This window comes from Anaerotaenia torta (assembly GCF_050433395.1).
GTDB classification, from domain to species: Bacteria; Bacillota; Clostridia; order Lachnospirales; family Lachnospiraceae; genus Mobilitalea; species Mobilitalea torta.
Genome location: NZ_JBNPXH010000003.1, coordinates 187,421 through 210,893, shown reverse-complemented (window position 1 = coordinate 210,893; position 23,473 = coordinate 187,421). Strand labels below are relative to the sequence as shown.

Sequence of the window (23,473 nt, the reverse complement as noted above, 5' to 3'; positions counted from 1 at the left end):
TCTCTGGTATCCGTATTAATAAGCAAGAACTTCATAGCCTGTTTCAGTAACCAGAACCATATACTCCCATTGAGCCGACGGTTTCCCATCTTTGGTTGTAACCGTCCAGCCATCCTTTTTATTGAATACAACATGTCTTGATCCCATATTAATCATTGGCTCAATGGTAAAAATCATCCCAGGTACAAGCAGCATACCGGTACCCCCTTTAGAGACATGGGATACCCAGGGTTCTTCATGAAATTCCAGCCCAACCCCATGCCCGCCAATTTCCTCAACAACGGAATATCCCTTGCTTTTCGCATGATCATTGATTGCCTGGCCAATATCGCCCAGAAAGCCCCACGGCCTGACCTGCCGCAGTCCCAGCTCAACACATTCCTTCGTAACATCAACCAGCCTTTTCCGCTCATCAGACACCTTCCCCATACAGAACATTCTGGAGGAATCGGAATAATATCCGTGATAGACGGTTGAAATATCAACATTGATAATATCCCCCTCTTTTAAATGAACCTTTTCAGAGGGAATTCCATGGCATACCTGATCATTAATTGAGGTGCATATGCTTTTCGGAAATCCTTCATATCCCAATGTCGCCGGTATGCCGCCTAATTCTATGGTTTTATCGTATACAAGTGTATTAATTTCTTCCGTACTCATACCGCAGCAGATTTTTTCACTTACATAATCTAAAATGGCCGTATTAATTTTTCCGCTTTCTCTGATTCCTTCCATTTGACGTGAATTTTTTATTATGTTTTTATCAGGCACCTCATATCCCTTTTTCCTGTATTCCGCTATCCGGTCATCGACATACCTGTGACATTCCTGATACTTTAATCCGCTTCCACACCAACATGATTCCTTCAACATTACCATCTATCCCCTTCTATGCTATCCGCATGTCCATAGCCGGACACAAATCAATGAGTGGTAAGCTCAACCACCCGCCGAACGATTGTTTTAAAATTATATAGGCTCACCGAATTGGGAATGGAATGGTCGGAGGCAAAGATGTAGCCCCCATCTTGAGCAACCTTGGGTATTAACTCATCAATTACAGGAAGAATTTCATCGAGCTTATCCCACATCTGTGCATTCACTCCGCCGTGCAGAACCAAATTCCTTCCATACCTTTCCTTGACACCTATTACATCCATACCGGCCTTTACTTCTAAGGGATTTAAGCAATCAATACCCGTTTCAATAATATCAGGCAGAAGCTTCATAATATTCCCGCAGGAGTGAAGCTGTGCATAAATTCCTTTCTTGTGTGCCCAGTCTACCGCCCGTTTATGTATCGGTTTCAGTAACTCCCGGTACATTGCCGTTGAGAAAAATGCGGTATTCTTATATCCCATGTCATCCGGCCAATATATGCTGTCAAAGGTATAACCGGCATCCCATATCATATCAAATTGCGCAATGCACATATCCAGATAGGTTTGAAACATATCCACTGCCCATTCCGGCTCTTCTATCAAGGCAACCAATAAATCTTCTGTACCGACCATCCAGGAATGAGTCACATCAAATCCGAACCAGAACTGTGCTTCAATCCACCGATGATCCGCCCTCCATTTGGGATGGTTTTCTTTTAGATAATTCCAATCGATACGATCTCTGGATGGAATCATCCTTTCCCTGGCTTTTTCCCATGCTTCTTTTGTGTTCACCTTAAAATCCAAAAATTCAGGTGTAGAATCCTCTTCTTTAAAATTCTTTAAGGTAACTCCCCAGGGGGTTGTAACGATTTGATACCGGTCTGTGTCTTCCAGCACTTTTACTTCATATCTTGGAGTGATATCCACTGCTATTCCCTCTACCTTATCCACTCCAAAGTAATCTCTCCAATCACAATCCTCCGGCATTCCTTCCTTCTTCCACCTGGTAATCGTCCCGCTCCACGGAACATCATGAATTGGCACGCGGTCAATATCTTTATGCTGATAGGTACGAAGTATTCTTTCATAGCTGGATAATTTCTGCATTATTTCCTCCACTCCTGCACAGGTTTTTAGCATGAATTAATTTTCAAATCGGAATATCTTTTTTGATTCCTTATATTAAATGCAATTCTTTTTCTATACGAATTATTCTCCTTCTATCCGCAATAACGTTCCATACATTCAAATAATTAATATCAAAGAATTGCATGGAGCTTACGACAGAAACTTTTCACCCTGAATATCTCCCTATTCATGATAGATACTCCTTTTTATATCAAATAATAACAATGCTTCGGCAAGCTCATAATCATGTACAAATGCTCCCTGGTCACTTTCAGCTTGATATAACTATATCTTTATTTTTATGCAAAGTAAAGCTATTTATGTGAGACCGAACCTATTTCCTCCCTTAATGCCTCAGTTTCCATCCTGCACGAATCAACACGAATAACCATTATCTATCTTCCGTAACCATCCGGGTTATTCTTCTGCCATCTCCAGGTATCCTCACACATCTGGTCCAGACCGCGGACTGCTTCCCAATGCAGCCCTTCCCTCGCCTTCGACGGATCTGCATAGCAAGCTCCTATGTCACCGGGACGCCTTGGCTTTATCTTATATTTAATCTCTCTCCCACAGGCTTTTTCAAAGCTTCTTACCATCTGCAGCACACTATAGCCCTTACCTGTCCCCAGATTGTACACCAGTACCCCCTGCTTCTCCCTCAGTTTCTCAACCGCCTTCACATGGCCCAGGCTCAGGTCAACCACATGGATATAATCCCGCACGCCCGTGCCGTCCACCGTGTCATAATCCTGGCCAAAGACCCTGAGATATTCCAGTCTTCCTACGGCAACCTGGGCAATATAGGGAACCAGGTTATTGGGTATTCCCTGGGGATCCTCCCCGATCAGACCGCTCACATGAGCCCCCACCGGGTTAAAGTACCGGAGCAGAATGATATTCCATTCCGGATCGGACCGGTTCAGATCCGTCAGAATCTGCTCCAGCATGAGCTTTGTCCAGCCGTAGGGATTGGCGGCAGACAGCGGAAAGTTCTCCTTAATGGGAACCGTCGCAGGACTTCCGTATACCGTGGCCGAAGAGCTGAATACTATATTCTTCACATTATACTTACCCATCACCCTGCAAAGAGTCAGAGTGCCTGTGATATTGTTATGATAATATTCCAACGGCTTCTGCACGGATTCCCCTACGGATTTCAGCCCGGCAAAATGAATCACACAGTCGATCTTTTCCTTTTTAAAAATTTCCTCCAGGGTATCCTCATCCAGCAAATCCGCCTTGTAGAAGGTAAGATTTTTTCCCGTAATCTGCTTCACCCTGTTTAAGGATTCCTCCTTTGCATTGGACAGATTATCAGCCACTACTACCTCATAGCCGAGGCTTAACAATTCCGCACAGGTATGGCTGCCGATATAACCTGCTCCGCCTGTAACCAATATCGCCATATAGGAACCTCTCCCTTCTCTGCAACGCCGTGCAGCCCTGTTCTTCTAACGATATTTACTGACGATGTCGTGCATCGCTTCCCAGTTCTTCTCCATATCGGACACTAATTTAAACTGCGTTCTGGCACGGTCTAAATTCTGCTTCTCCCGGTGGATCTTAAAATATACATCTCCCTGCAGATAATCCGTAAGGAAACGGATGCCGCACTCCAGAGTCATCATCTTGGCTCCCGTTGGCAGCATATCCATTTCTGCCGGTGTAAGACTTTTGCAGCAGCCCTCCAGGAAGCCCCTGGTATACAACTCATACAGGGAAAGATCAAAGTTCACCTTCGCCAGATCCGGCTCATCCTCCGCTCCGGTGCTGGCTCCAAACCGGATGGAATCCCCGAAATCATGGACGGAAAAGCCCGGCATGATGGTGTCCAGATCAATCACACAGATTGCTTTCCCCGTCGCATTATCAATCATGATATTATTCAGCTTGGTATCGTTGTGGGTTACCTTCAGCGGCAGCTTCCCCGCCCGGTGCAGTTCAATCAGAATGTGCGTGAAGCTCTCCCGCTCCATTACAAAGGCAATCTCCTCCCCTACTTCCCCCGCACGGCCCAGGATATCCTCCTGTACAGCCCTCTTTAATGTCTCAAGGCGGACCGGCGTGTTGTGAAAATCCGGGATGGTCTCATGGAGGGTCTCTGCCGGATAATCAGCCAGCAGCCTTTGAAAATGTCCAAAGGCAATACCGCTTTGGTAGAAATCATCCGGCTTCTCTACTTGGTCAAAGCAGGTTGCATTTTCAATAAACAGATAGGCTCTCCAGTAAGAGCCCAGGCTGTCCCTGTAAAATGCCTTTCCTCCCTTCGCCGGTATGATATTTATAGTCTCACGCTTCACATCACCATGGTTCTTTAATATCTTTTTCTTTAAAAATTCCGTGATGCCCGCGATATTCTCCATTAACTCTTCCGGGTGCTTGAAGGTATCGTGGTTCATCCTCTGGAAAATATAACGGACGATGGAGCCGTCCTCCTGCCTGCAGCGAACCACGAAGGTATCATTCACATGACCGTTTCCATAAGGCTCACAGTCAATGAAGCTTCCTTCAAATTCCATCTGATTAATTGCCTCATCCATTTTAGAACAATATTCTTCTCTTGTCATTGCTATCTCTCCTCATCATACGGCTCTCAGAATTCGTCCGGATAGCTTCCCCGGACCTTCAATTCGGCAAGGGCCTTTATGACCGCTTCCTTGTCTTCTTTATACGTAACCCCGTACCATTTGTCCACTGATTTCAACACCCTTACATCCGCTTGCCCCTCTTTTAGCAGCTCTCCCACCACGGTGGGCAGAAAGAACTCCGCTTTTAAAGGGTTCCCTGAAGCCTCCTGTTCCAGAAATCTCTTGAACCTGGTCTCCAGCTCCCCCAATATGCTGGGGTAAAACCCCCATATATTCATGGATACGGTGCTTCCTGGAGGAATTGGCGTCCAGGATTCGCCTCCATCCTCGGTATATTTTACTTCTTCGCCGAATTTCTCGATCCGGGTCCTCTCCTGGATTCCGCAGAGGTACCCTTCCTCCGTGATCTCACATATTCCCCTGGCTACATGACCATGCTCCGTCAAGGTATTCTCCAGAAGATATCCAACCATGGCATAATGATATTTTTCACCCTCCCTCAGGGCTGTATTCTCCACCGAGGCCGTATCCATCTCCCGGGAGGCGAGAAAATCATAGATTGCTGAAAAAGCGTGTGCCCCATAATAATCATCTGCATTGATCACCGCAAAGGGGGCATCCACCGCGCCAAGGCAGGAAAGAACCGCATGGCCCGTGCCCCAGGGCTTCACTCGGCCTTCCGGAACCGCAAAGCCCTGTGGAATATTCTCCAACCTCTGGTATACATAGCTCACCTTAACCTCCCCGCTGATTCGGTTTCCGATGACCTCCTTAAACTCTTCTTCCATTTCCTGCTTGATAATAAAAACAATGCTTTTAAAGCCTGCCTTTTTGGCGTCATAGATCGAGAAATCAATGATCAGATGCCCCTGCCCGTCGATGGGATCAATTTGCTTTAAGCCTCCGTACCGGCTGCCCATACCGGCTGCCATAATTACCAATACCGGCTCCTTCATAATGATGCCTCCTAATTCTTTCTATCGAAACGATCCTTCGTTATAAATAATTCTTCCGTCCCCCTCCGGTGCGCGGCTTACTCCTGTCCCATTCTGAAATCAATCCGTAACGGGATGGGATAAAGCCTCCTGACTTCCTCCATGGTCACCTTGCCGTCCCCGGACTTCATTTCCTCCAGTCTCAGGTGGTATTCATACCACAAATCAGAGAGCAGGGTCTCTTCTTCCCTGATATACACATAATCCCTCTCAAAAGCTCCTTTTACAAAATCCAGCCGGTCCAGCTTCATCGCCGCGGCAACCGCTGTCAGATACAATCTCTCATCCTCTTTCATCCGCTCCGGGAGCTCCTGGTATCCGTTCCAGATCTGTTCATACTCCTTTACAGAGAGCAGGTATTTATAATACTCTGTGGCGGCAGCCATGTATGCGTCGCCGTCAAACAGCTCCAGCGCTTTTCGGATGTAATCACGGAACGCACCGCCATCTCCTTCTAATCTGGACAGAACCCCGAGATTATAATAGGCAAGAGGATTCGGCTCACAATTCACAGAGTCCTCCGCCATGGCATAGGCCTCCTTCGTCCTCCCCTCTTCCAGCTCCATCACGCTCAGCTGCAGGAAGGTCAGCCAATTCTTCCCCTCGGGACGCTCCAGGCTTAACTTCAACAGTTCCTTCCAGGATTCCTGTGTCATATAAGACTCCGGCACCAATTCCGCCTTCGTCTCCGGCATATAGCCATAATCCAGCAAATGCAGCCAGGGCGCCTGCTCCTTCGTCAGACTGCCGGGCGGGAAATAAAATCCCGCGGGAATCGCCTTCTCTCCCTGCTTCTCCCTCCGGTAAGCCTCCAACGCTCCAAAACCGCTGCCAAAGCTGATGACCTCGGCAGGCTCCGCTTCCCTATATTGCCTCAGCTCCTCTAACTGCCTGCTGATATAATCCTCAGAAACGGCTTCATTAATACACTGATAAAGCCTTTCCTTCGCCTTGTGCCAGTCCTTATGATAAAATCCTCCCGTATCCGCGCCAATCCCTCCAAAGCACTGGACAAATTCAAGAGTGGAATTGGCCTCCATCCTCATCCCATGAAGCTGGGTCGGAGCCATGCCCCCCTGGATCTCGATATAATCCCCCTGTCCTTCCTCCGATAGGTAATCCTTCCACCTCTGGCCTCCCTTATGGCTTCCCCAGCAGAACATCTTGCGGTACCGGAGCAAATCCGATGATCTTTCGAAAAACACCCAATTGTCCTGGTAAACAGCAGCCTCCCAGGGAGCCTTCTCCTCCTTCGGGGTCTGGAAGAAGTATTCATTGGAATTGGAAAAATGGATGGGATAGGAGGCATCCTTCCCCTCCATAATGGGCAGATAGGGAAGCCTTCCCCTGCCAAACTCCCGCTCCTTCATATCCAGATAGATAACCTGATCCGTGCCCGAGAAGATTCTGGCTTCCTGTGTTTCCTTCACGGCAATATTGCTCCAGTAATACATGGAGGTAGCAGCATCTCTGTCATTTACGATTCTGGCATACAGATTGAGGGCGGCGCCGCCCTGGGGCAGATGAAAATCCAGATGCCAGAAGAGATTATGGCATCTCTCATATTCATACATCCTCAAAAATTCTTCTCCGTTCTTATCCTTTAAAACAGCACAAAACAAAGGGGAGGAGGTTGTGAAGCTATGGCCGTACTGGCCGACATTCCACTCCACCCCGCCTGAGATCCAGGCGTTTAAAACCGCCAGATTGGCCGGCTGTATTACCGGATTCGTAAACAGCAGGTCCTTTTCCAGCTGCTTATGGTATAAGGAATACAGCCTCCCGCCGTATTCCGGCAGGAAGATCGCCTTCAGCACATCATTCTCCATTACAATGGCTTTATATAACACCGGAGCACGGTCCCTGTCATACCGGTCCTGAACCTTATAGGGAAGAAACCTGGCTCCCGTTTCATACCCTAATAAGATATTCTCCTCCTCTTCCATGCTTCCACGAAGCATACTTCCACGAAGCATGCTTTCATGAAGCTTTACCTGCCTGTTGCGGTTCCTTTCCATGTAGAAAGGAAGGGGATTTTCCTTCGGTAATTTTGTTCCATTTAGTGATATAACCGTATATTTTACACTCATATTTACATCCATGCCTTTTAAAACACAAATCGATCTTAAAATACCGGCATGGACCCGGTCCCCCTTTCATCTGTCTATTCTATTTCTTTCAATCTTTCTTCCCTTTCAGTCTTTCTTTCCCATCAGCCTTTTTCCCTTTTCACTAGGGGACATACTAGCCCTTCAGGCCGCCCCCGGTAATCCCCGCAATAATCCGCTTTGACAGGAACAGGTACAGGATGAAGGTGGGCAGGAATACGATGACTACGGAAGCAAACATTCCGGCCCAGTCACCGGTATACCTCATTGCATTGATCATGGAGTACAGACCTACCGCAACGGGTCTTAGCCGATCCGAATTTGCAAAAATCAGGGACATAAAATATTCGTTCCACACATTAATGAAATTAAAGATGGAAACGGTAATAATACCCGGCTGCGCCATGGGAAACATAATCAGCCAGAAGGTCTTCATGGGCGAGCAGCCGTCAATTGCCGCCGCCTGCTCATAGGTGCTGGAAAGATTGCTGAAGAAGGCCAGCAGGAATATGGTCGTATAGGGCACGTTAATTCCTATGTACAGCAGGATCAGCACAATCCGGTTGGTCATGACATTATTCAGGATATCCATTCCCGCAGCCAGGCTGAATAGGGGCAGTATAATCATAACCGCCGGAACACCCATGGCCGAAACGAAGCCGGTCTGGATAAACCGGTTTGCGACGAATTTAAACCGGGACAGTACATAAGCCGCCGGCGCACATACCAGAATTAATGCCAGGCAGGCAATAATGGCATAGAACAGGGAGTTTCCGAAAATGACCGACACATTCTGGGAGGTCCATGCCTTGATATAATTCTCAAAGTGGAGCCCCGTGGGAAATTTTAGCGCATTGCCGGAAAAAATGTCCTTGGTGGTTGACAGGCTTGCCGCCAGCACCCAGCCCAGAAGCACAAAGGTAAACAGCACCCACAGAGACAGGATCAGATATCCCGGAAGAAGCTTCACCTCATGCTGCCAGTTAAATCTTGCCGTATTCTTTTTATTCTCTTGATTCATGGGCCACCTCCTAAAATTCCAGGTCATCATCCTTGATCATCTTATTGCTCAAGGTAAAGATAAGGACTACGCACAGGCTGAGGATGATACCAACCGCCGCACCCATTCCCGCATTGTGCTCCGTTACACTGTTGCCGGCACCAAACACCTGCATGTACATGTACACCATGGGAGTAATGGTCTTGGTATCCGCGGTCACTGTGGAAAACAGCTGGGACCAGACAAAAAAACCGGCGCTTGTTACGCTCCACATGGTAATATTGGTTTTAAACACACCCTTGATCAGCGGCAATGTTACATGCCGGAACTGCTTCATCTTGTTGGCCCCGTCCAGGGTGGCCGCTTCAAAGTACTCCAGGCTGATGCGCTCGATCCCGCTGACAAAGATCAGCATATGGTAGCCCACCATGCCGAAGCAGTAAGCGATCAAAAGGGCCCAGAATTTGTGCTCATTATCCGTCCACTGGATGGCGGCTATCTTATCCAAATGGATTGCCTCGAAAAAGCTTTTAAACAGCCCGAATCTGGGACTGTAGACGTATTGCAGCCACATAGTCGCCAGGGCTACCGCACTGACTACATTGGGCATGTAGATGACCGCCTTAAAAAAGTTTTTGAACCGTATCCCGCTGGTTATAATAACCGCAAACAGCAGGGCAATGGCCATGACAGCCAGTCCGCCGATGAGCCATATGCGGAAAATATTCCATAATGATGTGACAAAAAGGCTGGTACGAAAGAGCTTATTAAAGTTCCCCAGGCCGACAAAGGTCCATTTTGATATCGCATCCGTTACGCCCTCTATTTTAAAGAAGCTCATCAAAATCGTTCTGCATATGGGATATAAAAAGATAAAAATAAAAAATACAAGTGCAGGCAGTAAGAAGCATACTATCATTGTCTTATTTTTCTTCACCCTGACAACCTCCTTGAAATCTTTATAAAAATATGGCGACCTGGACACAAGCCGCCATATTCATGCTATTCTTGCTATTTACTAGCCGCTTCCATATTATCGACAAACTGCTGTGCGGTGATGGTTCCTCCGCATAATTTCAGGAAATTCTCTTTAATCAGAGGGGTCATGTCGGGATTTTGCTCCGCACCCGCCGCCCAGGTATAACGGACGGTAGTGGAATCCAGCACCGGCTTCACGGCTGCTAACATCTGGGGCCATTCCGCATTGGCGCTGTCCGCCGGAATACCAACGGATTCAACCGATAATTTCTTATCATATTCGCCCTTTGTGATGTACTTGATAATTTCAAAGGCTTCCGGGGCAACCTGGGAATTCTTGTTAATTGCCAATACCTGAGCGCCGAAGTTGGAGGCTTCCGTACCATTGGTGCCGCCGTCTACTGCCGGATAGCTGAAGCATCCCCATTTGAAATCCGGGCCTGTCATATCCTTTACTTCGTTGGGCAGCCAGGAGCCGTTTAAATACATGGCAACCTCACCGAGCGCCAATTCCACATTCTGTCCGTTGGGCCATACATTGGAGGCAATGTACTGGGACAAATAACCCTTCTGTGCCAATTCCTCATATGCCTGGGCTACCTTAAGTACGGCCGGCTCTTCCGCCCAGAGACCTTCGGTTACTACCTTCTCAACGCCTTCGTTGCCAATCAGTCTTGCCAGATGATAACCAAAATTCGTATTGATGTAAGCATCATCGCTGGTAAGAGGAACAATTCCCGCCGCCTTTAATTTCTCACAAACTGCCAGGAATTCCGCCCAGGTCTTGGGTACTTCTGCAATTCCTGCCTGATCAAACAGGCTCTGATTATAGAAGAAAGCAAAGATATTCGGCTGGTAGGGGATGGATTTTAATACATCTCCCCCTGCCTTTCTGCAGGCAGCGATGAGTCCTGCATTGGCAGTAGCCTCATAGCCCGCATCCTTTGCCAAGGCTTCCAGATCCATCAGGTAGCTTCCCCAGGTTCCGTTTACACGGTCAATATCCTCATCGAACAGGTCAATTCCCGTTCCTGCATCCAGGGCGGGCTGAAGACCTTCGCGGATACCGGTGCGGCCTTTAAACTGAAGATCAACCTTATTGCCGGTGGCTGCCATATAAGCGTTGACTGCTTCCTGGATCACCTTGCCCTGAGGCTCCGTAGCCTCCCACATGGACCAGTATACGATGGTCTTGCCGCCCTCTGTGGCGGGCTGCTTATCTGCTTCCTGGTTGTCTGTTTTTTCTGTTGTTTCTGCTTTTGTAGGGGTGTTTGTCTTATCATCCCCTGCATCCTTTGCACTGCAGCCTGCCAGAATTACTGCTGTCATAGCCACGCAAAGCAACAAACTTAATAACCTTTTTTTCATACCTTTTACCTCCTGCAAATTGTTGTTTTGTGAAATTCCGGAGGTGTTCCTCCAATCATCCCCCGTCTGTCTTCCCTTCCGGTTTTCACTAGCTGTACCCAGATTATAGCATTAATATATCCTTGCATCTTTATCTGATTGTTGAGTAAATTTGCACTATCTGCATATTATCTATTGCTTTATTAACAAAAACGTTTTAATATATGAATATATATTGTACAATAACACCAATCAAAAACCCATTTATAGTAAACTCCCGTTTTCACAGGCATTTCCGCTTTGACCGGGGATAAGGATTAAAAAGGAGGAACCATGGCTTACGAAAGTATCCAGCTGGAACAGCCCCTCGTAGTGAATAAGATTGTTACGATCCATTATTTTGAGTATATGAGCGATTTTAAATATCCCGGAGAAGTGCATAATTTCTGGGAGATCCTTTGCGTGGACAAGGGAGAATTAGAGGTGGTCGCCGATGACAAGGAGCTGACCTTAAGAAAGGATCAGATTATCTTCCACAAGCCCAATGAGTTCCACAGCCTCCGTGCCAATGGGAAGATCGCTCCGAATTTATTCGTAATATCCTTTCTGTGTCATTCCAGATATATGAAGTTTTTTGAAAATAAGATTTTGCATATCAACGACAATGAACGTCAGTTGATTGCACAGATTATCATTGAAGCAAAAAAGACCTTCCGCAACCAGCTGAATGATCCCTATTTTGAGAAGCTGATCCGGCATGAGGACATCCCCTTCGGGTCAGAGCAGCTGATCAAGCTGTACCTGGAGTCCATCCTGATCCAGTTATTCCGCAGATACCAGTCCCGGGACCCCATGGAAATGATTTACCCGAACACCGTGAAGAGGAAAAACGATGTAAAAACCCTGGACCAGCTCCTGGATTATCTGGACAATAATATACAGGGGCACGTAACTCTGGAGCAGATCTGCAGGGATAACCTGATCGGGCGCTCCGTCCTGCAATCCCTGTTCTCCGCCAAATACGGCTGCGGGGTTATTGAATATTTTACAAGGTTAAAAATCGATATGGCAAAGCAGCTGGTGCGCAACAATCACATGAATTTCACCCAGATCGCCGATTATCTGGGCTACAGCTCCATTCATTATTTCTCCCGGCAGTTCAAAAAGGTTACCGGTATGACACCCTCCGAATATTCTTCCTCCATTAAGGTATTGTCCGAGAAGGACCGGAGGCTGGAACAGAAACAGTAGCTATATTTTTACGAAAAAGGGGCCGTTGCAAAAAATTTAAGAGCGCTTTTTATTTCAGCCGCGTGTTCAAAAAAGTAACCGGAGTTTCCCCGAGGGATTACATAGGCCAGCAATCTGTTTTTTAATTTCCTGATTGACGGAAGCCCTCAGTGTCAGCAGATACTCCGCCGATCTGGGATACTGGGAAAACGTAAGCTCTCCCCCGCAGTCTTTTTCAATAAGCTCTGACACCTTATCCCTTCCGGCCAATTGTTCCAGCAGCTGCATCGCCCTGTAATCATTCAGCGCTTCATCCAGAACCATGATACGGATGGATTCCTCCGGCCTGCCGTCCGTTCCCGGATATACGAGAAAGCTGTCTCCGGAAGGAAAGGACTCGCTGCTGTCTGTGTTTTCATAGGGATTAATGTACTCCAGGGAATTTTGGGAATTATAAAAATTATAGCCCCAATGCAAAATACCGGTTAACCGGTATTGATAAACCTGTATCCCGTAAATCCGGTTACGGTAGGAGGGCATTGCCATAAAACGGTTGGAAACCAGCCTTGCCTGACCGGTGCAATAATACGCCCAAAGATTTTCCGTTTTATTTTCCAGAAACGGTTCAATATGGTCCGTAGCGCAAACCGGCTCCTTCACCAGACCGTTCTTGTAAAATTCATAATCAGAAATGGCGTCTATTATGTGAAAATCCTTTAAATGGCGGGAGGCAATCTCCCATGCTTTTTTATAAGACCCAAGATCATCCTTCCCCGGTTCATCAGAAATATGAAAATAGGTCACGTCCTGTATTCCCCATTCCTTTAATTTTTCGGTCAGACTGGGCAGGTAGCAGTTCAAAAAGTTCTCATATTCCCCTCCGGCAGAAGGGGTATCCCATCCAAAGATTCTCTGATAATTTCCCTCGACCATAGCCATGATTTTAGGAGCCGCCTTGGCTCCCCACTGGGTAAACAGGTGGGACATCTCATAATAACGAATGCCCTTCTTCCGGCACAGGGTAATAAACCTCTTTAATCTGTCAAAATTAAAGTGATATTGACCCTCCCCCACCTTAACATCCACCAGCTGTATCGTCGTCCTTTCCCCTCCGATTTTCGTATCGAGGGGCGGGGTAAACATCGGCACCAGTATCATATTACAATTTCTACGTGCCGCTGTTTCAATAAAACTGTCCATAATATCCCAATGCTTTTTGGAAAATACTTTGACGTTATAATAATCGGCAAGGCAATCACCGTGGAACCATTCCGTATGCTTTAAATTCAGGTCAGGAAGCCTGACTCCGATTACCTCAATCTGTGTGTCAATGCTGGCAGCGGCACAGCCCGCTTCCTCTCTCAGCTCAATTCTGACCGGATAAGTGCCGGGCAATATGCGCTCCGAAACAGCAACATCAATCCACAGGCTTCTCCACTGTCCCTGAATTAACCTCACCCGATTCTCCTGGAGATTTTTCAGCAAATCCGGAAACATACCCGGGGTTCCCTTCAGATAATCCTCATCCCGCAGGACATGAGCCGGATATCTGCTTGGAACCAGATCAACCTTACGCACCCTGATATGTTCCTTCAATGGGGAAATAACCTGGACCGTTACCCAGGGTGACTGACAGGAGTCATTACAGTAAGCCATCTGAAACGAGACCTCTTCTCCCCAAAGGGCACTAAGCCCCCCGTCCTCTCCCCGGCTGTCCGGTTCCTGATCCGGAAATACTTTTTCCAAACTGTGAAGCATCTTTACCTTTAATTCGCTCATATCCTTCCAGCCTCCCGCTTTCCTTTACTGCCTGTAAATCTTTTTTTCTGTAACCTCACCGTTTTTCCATTTTAAATCGATCCGTTTGCTCCACAAGAGCCTCATTTCCCCATACGGGCTGGCTTTACTTCTTTTTATTCTCAATCAATTTGATTAAGCCAGGGCAATATGCAACAACAGATTTTCCATTATATTCCATATAACAAAACGTAGTATCGCCATCCAAAATTTTAATAAATTCACCATTCGTAAGATTAACAATCAGTACGAAATCAGATGTCGTACCAAGCTCTTGTTCCTTATTTAATTTAGCTTTATTATATGCTGTAAGAAACTCTTGAATAAATGCCTTATCGTCTGAACTATTATATGTTTCATTATATACTTGTATATTGTGAATATCATTTATTGATAGCCTAATGACAGGGTGGATAACATGATATCTCAAAAAAAGATACATAAAAAAAATGCACATAATATAACAAAAGGAAGTAAAACTTTTCTTTTCATTTGGTATATTCCCCCTCTCACAAAATTACTATCATAGTATATTATCACAATGAAAAAATCAAGTCGATTCCGCTCTCACTTTTCACTTAACCATTGACATAACACACATTTACCTATATACTAGGTAAAAATCTAACAACGGAGGAACCACTTCCATGTTATATATTAATCACCGTCATCACCACCATATTATCCGCGATTAACCATGATGCTGAAGCATAGGTATAATCGCTATTTGGGTTATGCCTGTGATTAATAAATATATTGGTTCTATGATATATTTAGCCGCACAGGGAATAACCTGTGTGGCTATTTTATTGCAAGGAAGGGAGAAACAATTATGAAAATCAATACGATTAAAGGAACGAATGACTATCTGCCCCAGGAAGCCGCCCTGAGGGACTATATCCAAACTACAATACTGGGAGTCTACAAAGCCAATGGCTTTGACCGTATCATGACACCTGCTGTGGAAGATATTGAAAATCTAAACAAAAGTGACGGCGGAGACAATCTTAATCTTATTTTTAAAATATTAAAACGGGGAGATAAGCTTGATGCCGCATTAAAAACAGAAAATCCCCAGGACTTATCCGATATGGGACTGCGGTATGATCTGACCCTGCCGCTTAGCCGGTATTTTTCCAATAACCGCAATGATTTGATGCTGCCTTTTAAATGTATCCAGATTGACAAGGTATATCGTGCGGAAAAGCCCCAAAAAGGCAGATTGCGGGAGTTTCTGCAATGTGATATCGACATTATCGGCTCTGAATCAAGAAATTGCGAAATGGAACTGATCACCGTAACGGCTAAAGCTTTACTTCAGATTGGGCTGCGGGATTTCACTGTAAGAATTAATGACCGCGTTATTCTTACGGATTTATTAACAGGCTTGGGATTTCCGGCAGAAGATATCCCCAGTGTGTGCATTACCTTTGACAAGCTTGACAAGATTGGAGTGGCCGGGGTGAAAGAAGAACTGGAGGAAAAGAAATTTGAAGCTTCCAGTATTGATGCCTTAATAAAGCTTTTGGATGATTTTCCATTATCATTGGATGCTATAAAATCAAAAGTGAATCAGATCCAGCGAGTCATGCAGCTGGAGAATATCATAGAAGCTGTAAGGCTGCTGTCCGGTAATCAATATAATATTGAATTTGACTTATCATTGGTACGGGGTCAGGGCTATTATACCGGTACTATATTTGAAATCGTCAGCCCTTCCTTCAAGGGCGCCATTGCCGGCGGCGGAAGATATGATGGTCTGATTGGAAAGTTCATTAATGATAAAGTTCCCGCTGCCGGGTTTTCCATTGGTTTTGAAAAAATATTCTGTATATTAAAGGATAACGGCTTCATACCGCCGGATAACAAGAAAAAAATAGCCCTGCTGTATCTGGAGGATTTCATTGAAGCTTCCAGGTTAAGGGAAACCATGCAGGCGGAATATGATGTGACTCTCTATGAAATGCCTAAGAAATTAAGTAAATTTTTAAGCCAGTTACAAAAAAGCGGGTATTATGGTTTTATCACATGCGGTCAGGCAACTGACGTTAAAGTATTAAAAAGTTAACGCAGTCTGTCTCCAAAGATTTGAGCATAATTGGGACTGTACTCAACCAGCGTATCACTTACATCAAATACTATCGCTTTATATTTCAACATTTTTTCTCTCCAACAATTTTGAAATTCTCTTGAACATAAACTGCTGCCCTGATGCTTTCGATTATTGCTGTTTTTCAATTTTATATAAGTTGTTAATACTGATAACGAATATCCTTATATTCACTTGCTTTCTTCACCATACTGGGCTTTTTCTTTGCTCCGCTCATTCCTATATCATAGGTCGCATCCACGGTGTACCATTTGTCCTTTTTACTGTCATAAATCACATTCCAGGCATGATACTCGGATATATTGGGCGTATATCCGGTTACCAGCCTCACGCGTATCCCCTGGCTGCGCAGCATGGATGCCATTACGGCGGAGATATCATAGCATATGCCCTTTTTATTTTTGTACACGATTTTAATATCCGGAATATATCCCGACTGGAGGTCATCTACCTTGTCATAATCATAGTCAAAGTTCTTCACTACATAATCATAGATCGCCTTAACCTTCTCCGCCTCCGTCTTGCACTTCTTCGTCAGCTGGCCGGCTTTGACAATTGCATCATAATCCATATCATAATTTACGATTATATTGGGATGTAAATAAACATCATCCTCATTCTCCAGCTCCAGCTTAAACTCCTGGCTCTGAATCACGCTGTATTTGTTGCCTGTGACGTTCTTACAGATTCGGATCGTATAGGTTCCGTTCCCCATGGTCAGCGGAATATCCAGGCTGTTTTTGCCCTCACCCAGGTCATAATAATAGCTCTTGTTATCTTTCATAACGGCTATCTTCATCTTGGCATTACCCGTATTATCATAGCTTACGGTCAGAACTCCGTTTTTATTATCCTTCAAAAGCTCAGATGCCATCGCCTTATCCGCAGGCAGACGAAGCAATATCGACAGAAACAAAAGCAGCATTGCGCAGCGAAGTGTATTCTTTATTGTTTTTTCCATATCGCGCCTCCTTCTTTCGTAAATCAACGATTACACCATCAGGTTCCTTTTCATCATTTCCATGTTGATACAGTGGGTCAGTGCTGTATCCGCATCAATCTTATTTGCCTGGTACAGCTCAAGAATGCTTTGATCCATTGATTTCATCCCGCCCTGGGAAGCAGCTAAAATCACAGAATCAATTTGATGCACCTTCCCGTCACGGATCATCGCTTTGACGGCATTGTTCGCCTGCAATACCTCAAATGCCGGTACCAGACTGTCTCTTCCCTTCAACAGCTGCTGCGATACGATTGCTTTCAATACCATGGACAGCTGGAATCGAATCTGAATCTGCTGATTCGCAGGAAAAACATCAATAATCCGATCAATTGTATTCGCCGCTCCGATGGTGTGCAGAGTAGAAAAAACCAGATGCCCCGTCTCCGCCGCCGTCATGGCAATCTCAATGGTTTCATGATCTCTCATCTCTCCGATGAAAATAACATCCGGAGATTCCCGCATCGCCGCACGCAATGCCTTACTGTAAGAGGGCGAATCGATGCCGATTTCTCTTTGGCTGACAATGCTGTTCCCATGCTTATGCAAATATTCAATCGGGTCCTCCAGCGTCAGTATGTGACAATTTCTATTTTTATTGATATAGTCAATGATGTATGTCATGGTAGTGCTTTTTCCGCTCCCGGCCGTACCGGTAACCAGAACCAGTCCTTTAGTCAGGCTGCCCAGCTCAATCACGCCCTGGGGTATTCCCATCTCCTCCAGCTCCGGCATCTGAAAGGCCACCACCCGCAGCACCGCACTCCAGGTACCTCTCTGCTTATATATATTCACGCGGAATCTTCCTACACCGGCCAAGGCAACCGCAAAGTCATCATCGCCGCTTTTTCGCAGCTCCGTCTCCCGGCCGCCGGACATGGCATACATCTCATTCACAAGAGAAAGAGAATCCTCCGGCTTCAGGCGATAGTCACTCTGCTGTATAATCATTCCTTTTATCTTAAAGGATACCGGCCTTCCTGCAATGAGAAAAATATCAGAGGCATGCTGATCAACCGCCGACGACAAAATATCTTTCAGTTCCATTGCCTACCTCCTCATTCATCAAATGTACCATCCCAGATCTCGATTCCCTCCGAATCATATTCCCCCTGCTCCTTCGTTACCATTTTCCAGCTGATGATGGACAAATACGGTCCGGAGTCCTTCATCCCGGGAGATACCTCTACCTTAAGGGAGGAAGCATTATTCATTGCAACCTCATATGTAACAAGCCCTTCCTGCTGCTGTACCTGTGTAACCCCTTCCAGTTCTGAGGCCATGGTCTCCAGCTTCTCCCACTGCTCCGGAGAACCATTCCATTGAAGATGAACAAGAAGCTCATTAAGCACCATCAATAGCTCTTCTGCTTTCGAATCCGCAAGATAATATTCCTCCGCCCTGGCCGCCGTTTTTTCTGACAGCTTCAACTCATGATAGGAGGTACGGACCGACAGCACTCCGAAAATCGTCAATAAAATCACCAGCAGTATTACAATAATGGAGGTCCCGCCAATATTTATCCGAATACTTCCCCTGCCGCTCATATCTGCGCCTCCTTTCCATCAACCTCTCAAGCCGGAATAACAACCATCAGTCCGGAATGAATTTACTGACACTCAGCCTGCACAGGCTATTCAAATCCTCTTCACTGCCGGTGCGCTCTTTCACCCTGGATGCTGTAATTCTCGCTTTTTCCAGATGCCCGGCGCTGCCGGCCACCCGTTCAAGATAAACCGTAATTTCATAGATACCTGTATTATCGGACTGCTCCCAATCCTGTTGATAATACCCACGGTAAAATCCGGTACCTTCGTCGGTCGTCTTCTCCATTCCCATATCCGCCAACGCCGTTTCAAAGGAAGTGCTTCCCTTGAGCCGCTCTGCTATATTCTCCGCCTGAATGACCGCTTTGCTGTAATCCAACGCCCTCCTCGACATGTGATCTGCCGAGAGAAATATTCTGACGATTATGACACTCATTGCTGCAAACACACCCAGCATCAGGACAAATTCAATCATAACAATTCGAAATGTTCTTGAGGTTTTTTCAATTTCCATAGCTTACCTCCCCCACAGGCCCGCTCCCAGACCTGGGACAAAGCAATCGTTCCTCCGTTTCACCTGCTTTATTCCGAGCCGTAAGCTGCAGATAGCCGTCCTCTGTCAGCTTAATCCGGAACTCTTCTATCTCAATGGCCGGAACTCCGTAGCTAAGCTCATAATCCATTCCGGCTTCCCTGTAAAGCTCACATAGATATCCTTTATAATGATAGATCAGGGTTTCATACCGGGCACCCTCGATCTCCTCACCCAGAACCAGAACGGGCACCCCTTCCTTTTCTTCCATGTTCACGGAATCGGAGGTATCCGACTGCCGTACTTTCGTAGCAACATAGGACAGGGAGGTCCGAAGCTGGAAATTATCATTCGTCACCAGTACAATATTCTTATATGCCCCGATACCCACCGTAACCAGCAGGAGAGAAGTCAGGATAAACACACCAATAATAAGAAGAACACTGAGCAGCTTCGCTGTCCAGACCTTTTGATGTTTATCCATATTCCATCCTCCCTTCTGATTTTCAATCCACATCCATTCTCTTGCGCCTATCGCTCAAATACTTCGATATCGGGCATAAAATTCGATGAAACGCAATTATAACTAACATAATAATGATCGGAATCTATCCTTAGATAATAGTTCTCTTCCAGATAGGATAACCGGGCAGGATATATTCCTTCAACGGCATAGCACTGAATCGCGGCCTTACGGACGGCCTGCTCCGTCAGGAGCAGCTCCTGCTTCCTGCTGATATCGTCAATCCGGTTGATTCCTCCCCAAAAAAGCGCCAGCACCAGGACCGCTATTCCAACACTTGCCAGGACACTGCCTCGGAAATATTTCAATTTTCTCACTTTTCGTTTCTTCATGACAACACCCATCCCCTAACCTGCGTTATCCGATGAAGGAGATAATATTCATCAGCGGCAGCATGACAGACAGCAATACAAATCCGATCAATAACGCTAAAAACACCACCAGCACTGTCTCAATATAGGCAGCGGCTTTATTCAGCAGGGCGGAAGCCTCGTTATTATAACGTTCGCCCAGCTTGATAAATGCCGAATCCAGATTGCCGCTCTTTGCCGCCACAAGAATAATGGTCCTGTCCATTCCGGTGACTAGCTTCGACTGCTGTATCGCATCCTCCAAGGGGTGCCCCTTCCCTGCAAGCTCCCTGCATTCCTTTACCTTTGCCAGAACCGCCGGATTATCCATGGTTTCCATGGCCAAATCAAGGGCTTTTATGGTATCCATACCGGATGGAAGCATCAAGGCCATGGAAGAAATAAATCTTCCCACGGAGATCCGCCCGGCCAACCCCTTCGTCGCCGGGAACTTGTACACTACGTCTTTTATCAGCCTCGCACCCCGTTTCGTGCGGTAGACAAGGAGAAGAAGGAGTGTAACGAACGCCAGCACCCCGACAAGGACAGCGGCTGCAATTCCTGCATTTACACCAAAGGACATTAAGCTGCCGGAGGTGCTCTCAACCTCCGCGCTCAGCTCCTGATACATCGTTTCAAACAAAGGCAGTATCCGAAAAACCAGCGCCCATAAAATCACTGCAATAATCAGAAAAAGGATTGCCGGATAAGTCACCGCACTTCGAATGCCTGCCTTCACCCTGCCCTCCCTCTCATAATAAGCCGACAGAGAGTGCATCACCTGCTCTATGCTGCCGGACGCCTCTCCCACACTCACCATATGAACCATATATTCCGGAAAAGCCCCTGTCTTGCCAATGGCCCGGGACAGGCTCATCCTGGCTTGCAGGCTCATCTCTATTTCATGGAGAACGGCTTTGGTATGTCCTTCCTCCGTCTCACCGCATAGGACAGAAACCCCTTCATACAGGGATATGCCACTGCCCAGCAGTGTTGCGATATGATCGCAGAATATTGATATTTCATCCGAAGAGAATCTTTTGGCTTTGACACTTCTATTTTTCAACCCCATCCCTCCATGCTTTCGTAAAATATAACATATTATAACATTATTCATTCTTTTCTTCAACCTTATCTAAATTCAATGGCAAAACCAATTGGCCAACAAATAATTCTACATTGCTTCTAGTATATATCCTTCTTCCTGATAATAAGATAAAGCAAGATCCAAAGTAAGCAGGAAAAGCCTGATATTTCAAATGAGAGGAAGGCTTCTTAGGGTTACAAAACTTTTGACTGTACAGATTTATTAGACTAATATTGGAATTAAATCAAGTCAATACGACAAACAACGTTTGGTTCTAATTGATATTCCATCCCTTTCACTACTAAGGTCCCCCCCACTTTATTGGTACATACGGTAACTGTTTCCTCATCCATTTCTAGTATAATTTCACCGTCTTTTACCGGCATCTTACCTTTTAGTCTCTTTAAGCCACCCAGATTAGGACTTATCTTAAAGGTGTCATAGCCGGCGGAAGTCGGAGCAACACCAAAATAAAATCGGCCGAGAAGATAAATAGGGCTCGCTCCCCATGCATGACAGAGACTTTTTCCAAAGGGATCCCCATACATACTATACTTTTCTTTACCTGTAACACTAGGATCAAATTCTTCCCAGAAGGTTGTAGCACCTATTTTTAGCATACTTCCCCAGTAGCTTTTCATTTGATCTGTTACATAATTAAACTGGCCAATCTCACACATCGCTTCCAGCTCAAAAAATTTAAAGAACGGTGTTATTATCTGAGGGATCTGGTCATTTAATATTACGTTTTTTATTATGCTACTACGCTTATTCTCATCTGCAAAGCCAAAACGTATGGCAAAAATATTGGCATGGCGGGTAACATTACGTTTTCCTGATTCAAAGCTATCAATATAAGCACCTTTTTCCTCATCCCAATACTTATTATTAATTTCGTTTTTCATCCATTGATATCTTCTCGTATGTTCAATGCTTTTCATACCTAGCAAAGCTTCAATTTTAGATATTATACGAAGCGCTTCACAATATAACATTTGCTCTGCACAAACCGCACCTGTCTTATCAATTTCTGCCCAATCAATGAAAATCCAATCATTTTCCTTACCACGCATCCACATATCATCATCGGTACGCGCAATACAATATTCCATCAGTGTTTTCATACGGGGATAGATAAATTCAATAAAAGAAGTATCCTTAGTAGCCTCATAATATAAACCAATACTGATTATCCAGTAAAAGGAGTAATCTACAATTGTATTAATATGACTCGCAATCGGATCTTTCCCTCTTAAACCGATCAAGGTCCTTTTTGTTATCTCAGGGTCAAAAAACAGATAGTGATTGATATAGATACTTTGATAAGCATCTCCGGACCAAACCCATCGATCCCTTTTTATTCCATCAAGGTAAAATTCTCTGCAATTTAAGGCGAAGGTATATTCTGCTGTATCCCAAATCTGATTGATGAGTTCATCGTCAGAAGAGAACTCCGCTTTTGTCTCTAATCCAAGCAATTCATACCATACCGTAAAATCTTGTTCCTCTCCTTTTATATACAGGTAACGAAATGCACGAGGAACACAACAGTAGGGCTTATCCTGCGGTTCTATTGCTTCCCAGAGATAGGTATTCTCTATCTCTAGTGCTTCAATTTCTGATTCTCCATAATAAATCGTGATCGGTCTCTTAATTTCGTTAAAAAGCAGTGAAGCAAAGGTTTGCTTTCCAAAATCATATAACATATTCCCGGATATAACCTTCACATCAACAAGTGTAATCTGCTCCAATTGGAACGGAAAAATCTCAGGATCTGAATCATATTTTGTATAAGCATTACTGCTGCCAACCTTCAACCAGTTATTACTATAATCATCAACTTTCCAATTTTCATCACTATTTATTTCATTCCCTTCCACAAACAGGCAAGGTAATCCCTGTATACTAGCTGTTACAGCTTCAATCAGATGTGTTCCAGGTCCTATCTTTATTTTTGTCCCAAAAGCATATTTCCTTCCATCCACCGCTATATAGCCTACTTCATGGGCATATGCCGTTATAACTTCTTCCTGATTTATAGTAATTTCTCGTCTAAAACGAATGCTATGACAGCAATCATCCAGTTTCCAATAGGCAGGCCATTGAAAGCCTCTTTCTTCTCTACGTAAATTTAATTTTAGATGATGATGTATTTCATAATCGCCGGGATACCAGATCCATTTTGCTTTATTATTCATAAGTCCACCTCTTGATTAAAGACTAAAATTATTTTGACTCTAATAGTGAAAAATGTGATATTTTG

At 45.3% G+C, this 23,473-nt stretch carries 21 protein-coding genes and 1 pseudogene; 3 read left to right on the top strand and 19 right to left on the bottom strand.

The annotated features are described in order from the left end of the window. Positions 1–15: 15 nt before the first annotated feature. From HNQ56_RS06975 to HNQ56_RS06935, 9 genes are all read right to left on the bottom strand, one after another. Positions 16–882 (bottom strand): methionyl aminopeptidase, encoded by an 867-nt coding sequence (locus HNQ56_RS06975; RefSeq protein WP_429144074.1) that lies wholly within the window; start codon positions 880–882, stop codon positions 16–18. Between the two features lie 44 nt (positions 883–926). Continuing rightward, positions 927–1,994, bottom strand: coding sequence for a uroporphyrinogen decarboxylase family protein (locus tag HNQ56_RS06970; RefSeq protein ID WP_429144072.1), 1,068 nt, complete (start codon positions 1,992–1,994; stop codon positions 927–929). A 416-nt stretch (positions 1,995–2,410) separates the two neighbouring features. Continuing rightward, positions 2,411–3,424: a UDP-glucose 4-epimerase GalE gene (gene galE / locus HNQ56_RS06965; protein ID WP_429144070.1), complete on the bottom strand. Its 1,014-nt coding sequence runs from the start codon at positions 3,422–3,424 to the stop codon at positions 2,411–2,413. 45 nt (positions 3,425–3,469) lie between these two features. Then, positions 3,470–4,585, bottom strand: coding sequence for a phosphotransferase enzyme family protein (locus HNQ56_RS06960; RefSeq protein WP_429144068.1), 1,116 nt, complete (start codon positions 4,583–4,585; stop codon positions 3,470–3,472). A gap of 26 nt (positions 4,586–4,611) precedes the next feature. After that, complete coding sequence (locus HNQ56_RS06955) at positions 4,612–5,562, bottom strand: nucleotidyltransferase family protein (RefSeq protein ID WP_429144066.1); 951 nt, start codon at positions 5,560–5,562, stop codon at positions 4,612–4,614. Positions 5,563–5,639: 77 nt separating this feature from the next. After that, the gene (locus HNQ56_RS06950) at positions 5,640–7,691 is read right to left on the bottom strand and encodes a DUF5107 domain-containing protein (protein WP_429144065.1); all 2,052 of its coding nucleotides are present in this window, start codon (positions 7,689–7,691) and stop codon (positions 5,640–5,642) included. Positions 7,692–7,845: 154 nt separating this feature from the next. Continuing rightward, entirely contained in the window at positions 7,846–8,730 is an 885-nt protein-coding gene (locus tag HNQ56_RS06945) for a carbohydrate ABC transporter permease (protein ID WP_429144063.1), read from the bottom strand. 10 nt (positions 8,731–8,740) lie between these two features. Continuing rightward, on the bottom strand, positions 8,741–9,646 hold the full coding sequence (locus HNQ56_RS06940; RefSeq protein ID WP_429144061.1) for a carbohydrate ABC transporter permease: 906 nt from the start codon (positions 9,644–9,646) through the stop codon (positions 8,741–8,743). A 74-nt stretch (positions 9,647–9,720) separates the two neighbouring features. Then, complete coding sequence (locus HNQ56_RS06935; protein WP_429144059.1) at positions 9,721–11,055, bottom strand: ABC transporter substrate-binding protein; 1,335 nt, start codon at positions 11,053–11,055, stop codon at positions 9,721–9,723. Between the two features lie 312 nt (positions 11,056–11,367). Here HNQ56_RS06935 and HNQ56_RS06930 point away from each other — a divergent pair, with 312 nt between their 5' ends. Further along, positions 11,368–12,285: an AraC family transcriptional regulator gene (locus tag HNQ56_RS06930; RefSeq protein WP_429144057.1), complete on the top strand. Its 918-nt coding sequence runs from the start codon at positions 11,368–11,370 to the stop codon at positions 12,283–12,285. A gap of 62 nt (positions 12,286–12,347) precedes the next feature. Next, on the top strand, positions 12,348–12,410 hold the full coding sequence (locus tag HNQ56_RS06925; RefSeq protein ID WP_429144460.1) for a hypothetical protein: 63 nt from the start codon (positions 12,348–12,350) through the stop codon (positions 12,408–12,410). Between the two features lie 142 nt (positions 12,411–12,552). Here HNQ56_RS06925 and HNQ56_RS06920 read toward each other — a convergent pair. Together HNQ56_RS06920 and HNQ56_RS06915 are read right to left on the bottom strand one after the other, a co-directional pair. Continuing rightward, positions 12,553–13,761 (bottom strand): annotated as a pseudogene (locus tag HNQ56_RS06920) (DUF4091 domain-containing protein); the annotation flags it as partial. Between the two features lie 406 nt (positions 13,762–14,167). After that, positions 14,168–14,491 (bottom strand): hypothetical protein, encoded by a 324-nt coding sequence (locus HNQ56_RS06915; protein WP_429144055.1) that lies wholly within the window; start codon positions 14,489–14,491, stop codon positions 14,168–14,170. Between the two features lie 402 nt (positions 14,492–14,893). Here HNQ56_RS06915 and hisS point away from each other — a divergent pair, with 402 nt between their 5' ends. Beyond that, on the top strand, positions 14,894–16,129 hold the full coding sequence (gene hisS / locus HNQ56_RS06910) for a histidine--tRNA ligase (protein ID WP_429144053.1): 1,236 nt from the start codon (positions 14,894–14,896) through the stop codon (positions 16,127–16,129). Positions 16,130–16,313: 184 nt separating this feature from the next. On the opposite strand, the gene HNQ56_RS06905 is transcribed toward hisS, so the two are convergent. The 8 genes from HNQ56_RS06905 to HNQ56_RS06870 all read right to left on the bottom strand — a co-directional run bounded on the left by HNQ56_RS06905 (position 16,314) and on the right by HNQ56_RS06870 (position 23,408). After that, positions 16,314–17,132, bottom strand: a complete 819-nt coding sequence (locus HNQ56_RS06905) for a transglutaminase-like domain-containing protein (RefSeq protein WP_429144051.1) — start codon at positions 17,130–17,132, stop codon at positions 16,314–16,316. A 30-nt stretch (positions 17,133–17,162) separates the two neighbouring features. Next, the gene (locus HNQ56_RS06900; protein ID WP_429144049.1) at positions 17,163–18,218 is read right to left on the bottom strand and encodes a type IV pilus twitching motility protein PilT; all 1,056 of its coding nucleotides are present in this window, start codon (positions 18,216–18,218) and stop codon (positions 17,163–17,165) included. Positions 18,219–18,229: 11 nt separating this feature from the next. Further along, entirely contained in the window at positions 18,230–18,718 is a 489-nt protein-coding gene (locus HNQ56_RS06895) for a hypothetical protein (RefSeq protein ID WP_429144048.1), read from the bottom strand. A 46-nt stretch (positions 18,719–18,764) separates the two neighbouring features. Next, positions 18,765–19,232 carry a hypothetical protein gene (locus tag HNQ56_RS06890; protein ID WP_429144046.1) on the bottom strand — a complete coding sequence of 156 codons (468 nt, stop codon included), beginning with the start codon at positions 19,230–19,232 and terminating at the stop codon, positions 18,765–18,767. Continuing rightward, entirely contained in the window at positions 19,222–19,734 is a 513-nt protein-coding gene (locus HNQ56_RS06885) for a DUF4860 domain-containing protein (RefSeq protein ID WP_429144044.1), read from the bottom strand. Before HNQ56_RS06885 ends, HNQ56_RS06890 begins: the two co-directional genes overlap by 11 nt. Before the next feature lie 47 nt (positions 19,735–19,781). Beyond that, entirely contained in the window at positions 19,782–20,105 is a 324-nt protein-coding gene (locus HNQ56_RS06880; RefSeq protein ID WP_429144043.1) for a hypothetical protein, read from the bottom strand. Positions 20,106–20,130: 25 nt separating this feature from the next. Continuing rightward, entirely contained in the window at positions 20,131–21,189 is a 1,059-nt protein-coding gene (locus HNQ56_RS06875) for a type II secretion system F family protein (RefSeq protein WP_429144042.1), read from the bottom strand. Positions 21,190–21,449: 260 nt separating this feature from the next. Continuing rightward, complete coding sequence (locus HNQ56_RS06870) at positions 21,450–23,408, bottom strand: alpha-L-rhamnosidase-related protein (protein ID WP_429144041.1); 1,959 nt, start codon at positions 23,406–23,408, stop codon at positions 21,450–21,452. Positions 23,409–23,473 lie beyond the last annotated feature (65 nt).

Bases quoted from the DNA above. Each gene is read 5' to 3' on its own strand.
- hisS (WP_429144053.1), top strand. From the start codon at position 14,894: ATGAAAATCAATACGATTAAAGGAACGAATGACTATCTGCCCCAGGAA.
- HNQ56_RS06885 (WP_429144044.1), bottom strand. From the start codon at position 19,734: ATGGATAAACATCAAAAGGTCTGGACAGCGAAGCTGCTCAGTGTTCTT.
- HNQ56_RS06890 (WP_429144046.1), bottom strand. From the start codon at position 19,232: ATGGAAATTGAAAAAACCTCAAGAACATTTCGAATTGTTATGATTGAA.
- HNQ56_RS06870 (WP_429144041.1), bottom strand. From the start codon at position 23,408: ATGAATAATAAAGCAAAATGGATCTGGTATCCCGGCGATTATGAAATA.
- HNQ56_RS06975 (WP_429144074.1), bottom strand. From the start codon at position 882: ATGGTAATGTTGAAGGAATCATGTTGGTGTGGAAGCGGATTAAAGTAT.
- galE (WP_429144070.1), bottom strand. From the start codon at position 3,424: ATGGCGATATTGGTTACAGGCGGAGCAGGTTATATCGGCAGCCATACC.
- HNQ56_RS06880 (WP_429144043.1), bottom strand. From the start codon at position 20,105: ATGAAGAAACGAAAAGTGAGAAAATTGAAATATTTCCGAGGCAGTGTC.
- HNQ56_RS06960 (WP_429144068.1), bottom strand. From the start codon at position 4,585: ATGACAAGAGAAGAATATTGTTCTAAAATGGATGAGGCAATTAATCAG.
- HNQ56_RS06930 (WP_429144057.1), top strand. From the start codon at position 11,368: ATGGCTTACGAAAGTATCCAGCTGGAACAGCCCCTCGTAGTGAATAAG.
- HNQ56_RS06905 (WP_429144051.1), bottom strand. From the start codon at position 17,132: ATGGAAAAAACAATAAAGAATACACTTCGCTGCGCAATGCTGCTTTTG.
- HNQ56_RS06945 (WP_429144063.1), bottom strand. From the start codon at position 8,730: ATGAATCAAGAGAATAAAAAGAATACGGCAAGATTTAACTGGCAGCAT.
- HNQ56_RS06955 (WP_429144066.1), bottom strand. From the start codon at position 5,562: ATGAAGGAGCCGGTATTGGTAATTATGGCAGCCGGTATGGGCAGCCGG.
- HNQ56_RS06950 (WP_429144065.1), bottom strand. From the start codon at position 7,691: ATGAGTGTAAAATATACGGTTATATCACTAAATGGAACAAAATTACCG.
- HNQ56_RS06900 (WP_429144049.1), bottom strand. From the start codon at position 18,218: ATGGAACTGAAAGATATTTTGTCGTCGGCGGTTGATCAGCATGCCTCT.
- HNQ56_RS06935 (WP_429144059.1), bottom strand. From the start codon at position 11,055: ATGAAAAAAAGGTTATTAAGTTTGTTGCTTTGCGTGGCTATGACAGCA.
- HNQ56_RS06895 (WP_429144048.1), bottom strand. From the start codon at position 18,718: ATGAGCGGCAGGGGAAGTATTCGGATAAATATTGGCGGGACCTCCATT.
- HNQ56_RS06970 (WP_429144072.1), bottom strand. From the start codon at position 1,994: ATGCAGAAATTATCCAGCTATGAAAGAATACTTCGTACCTATCAGCAT.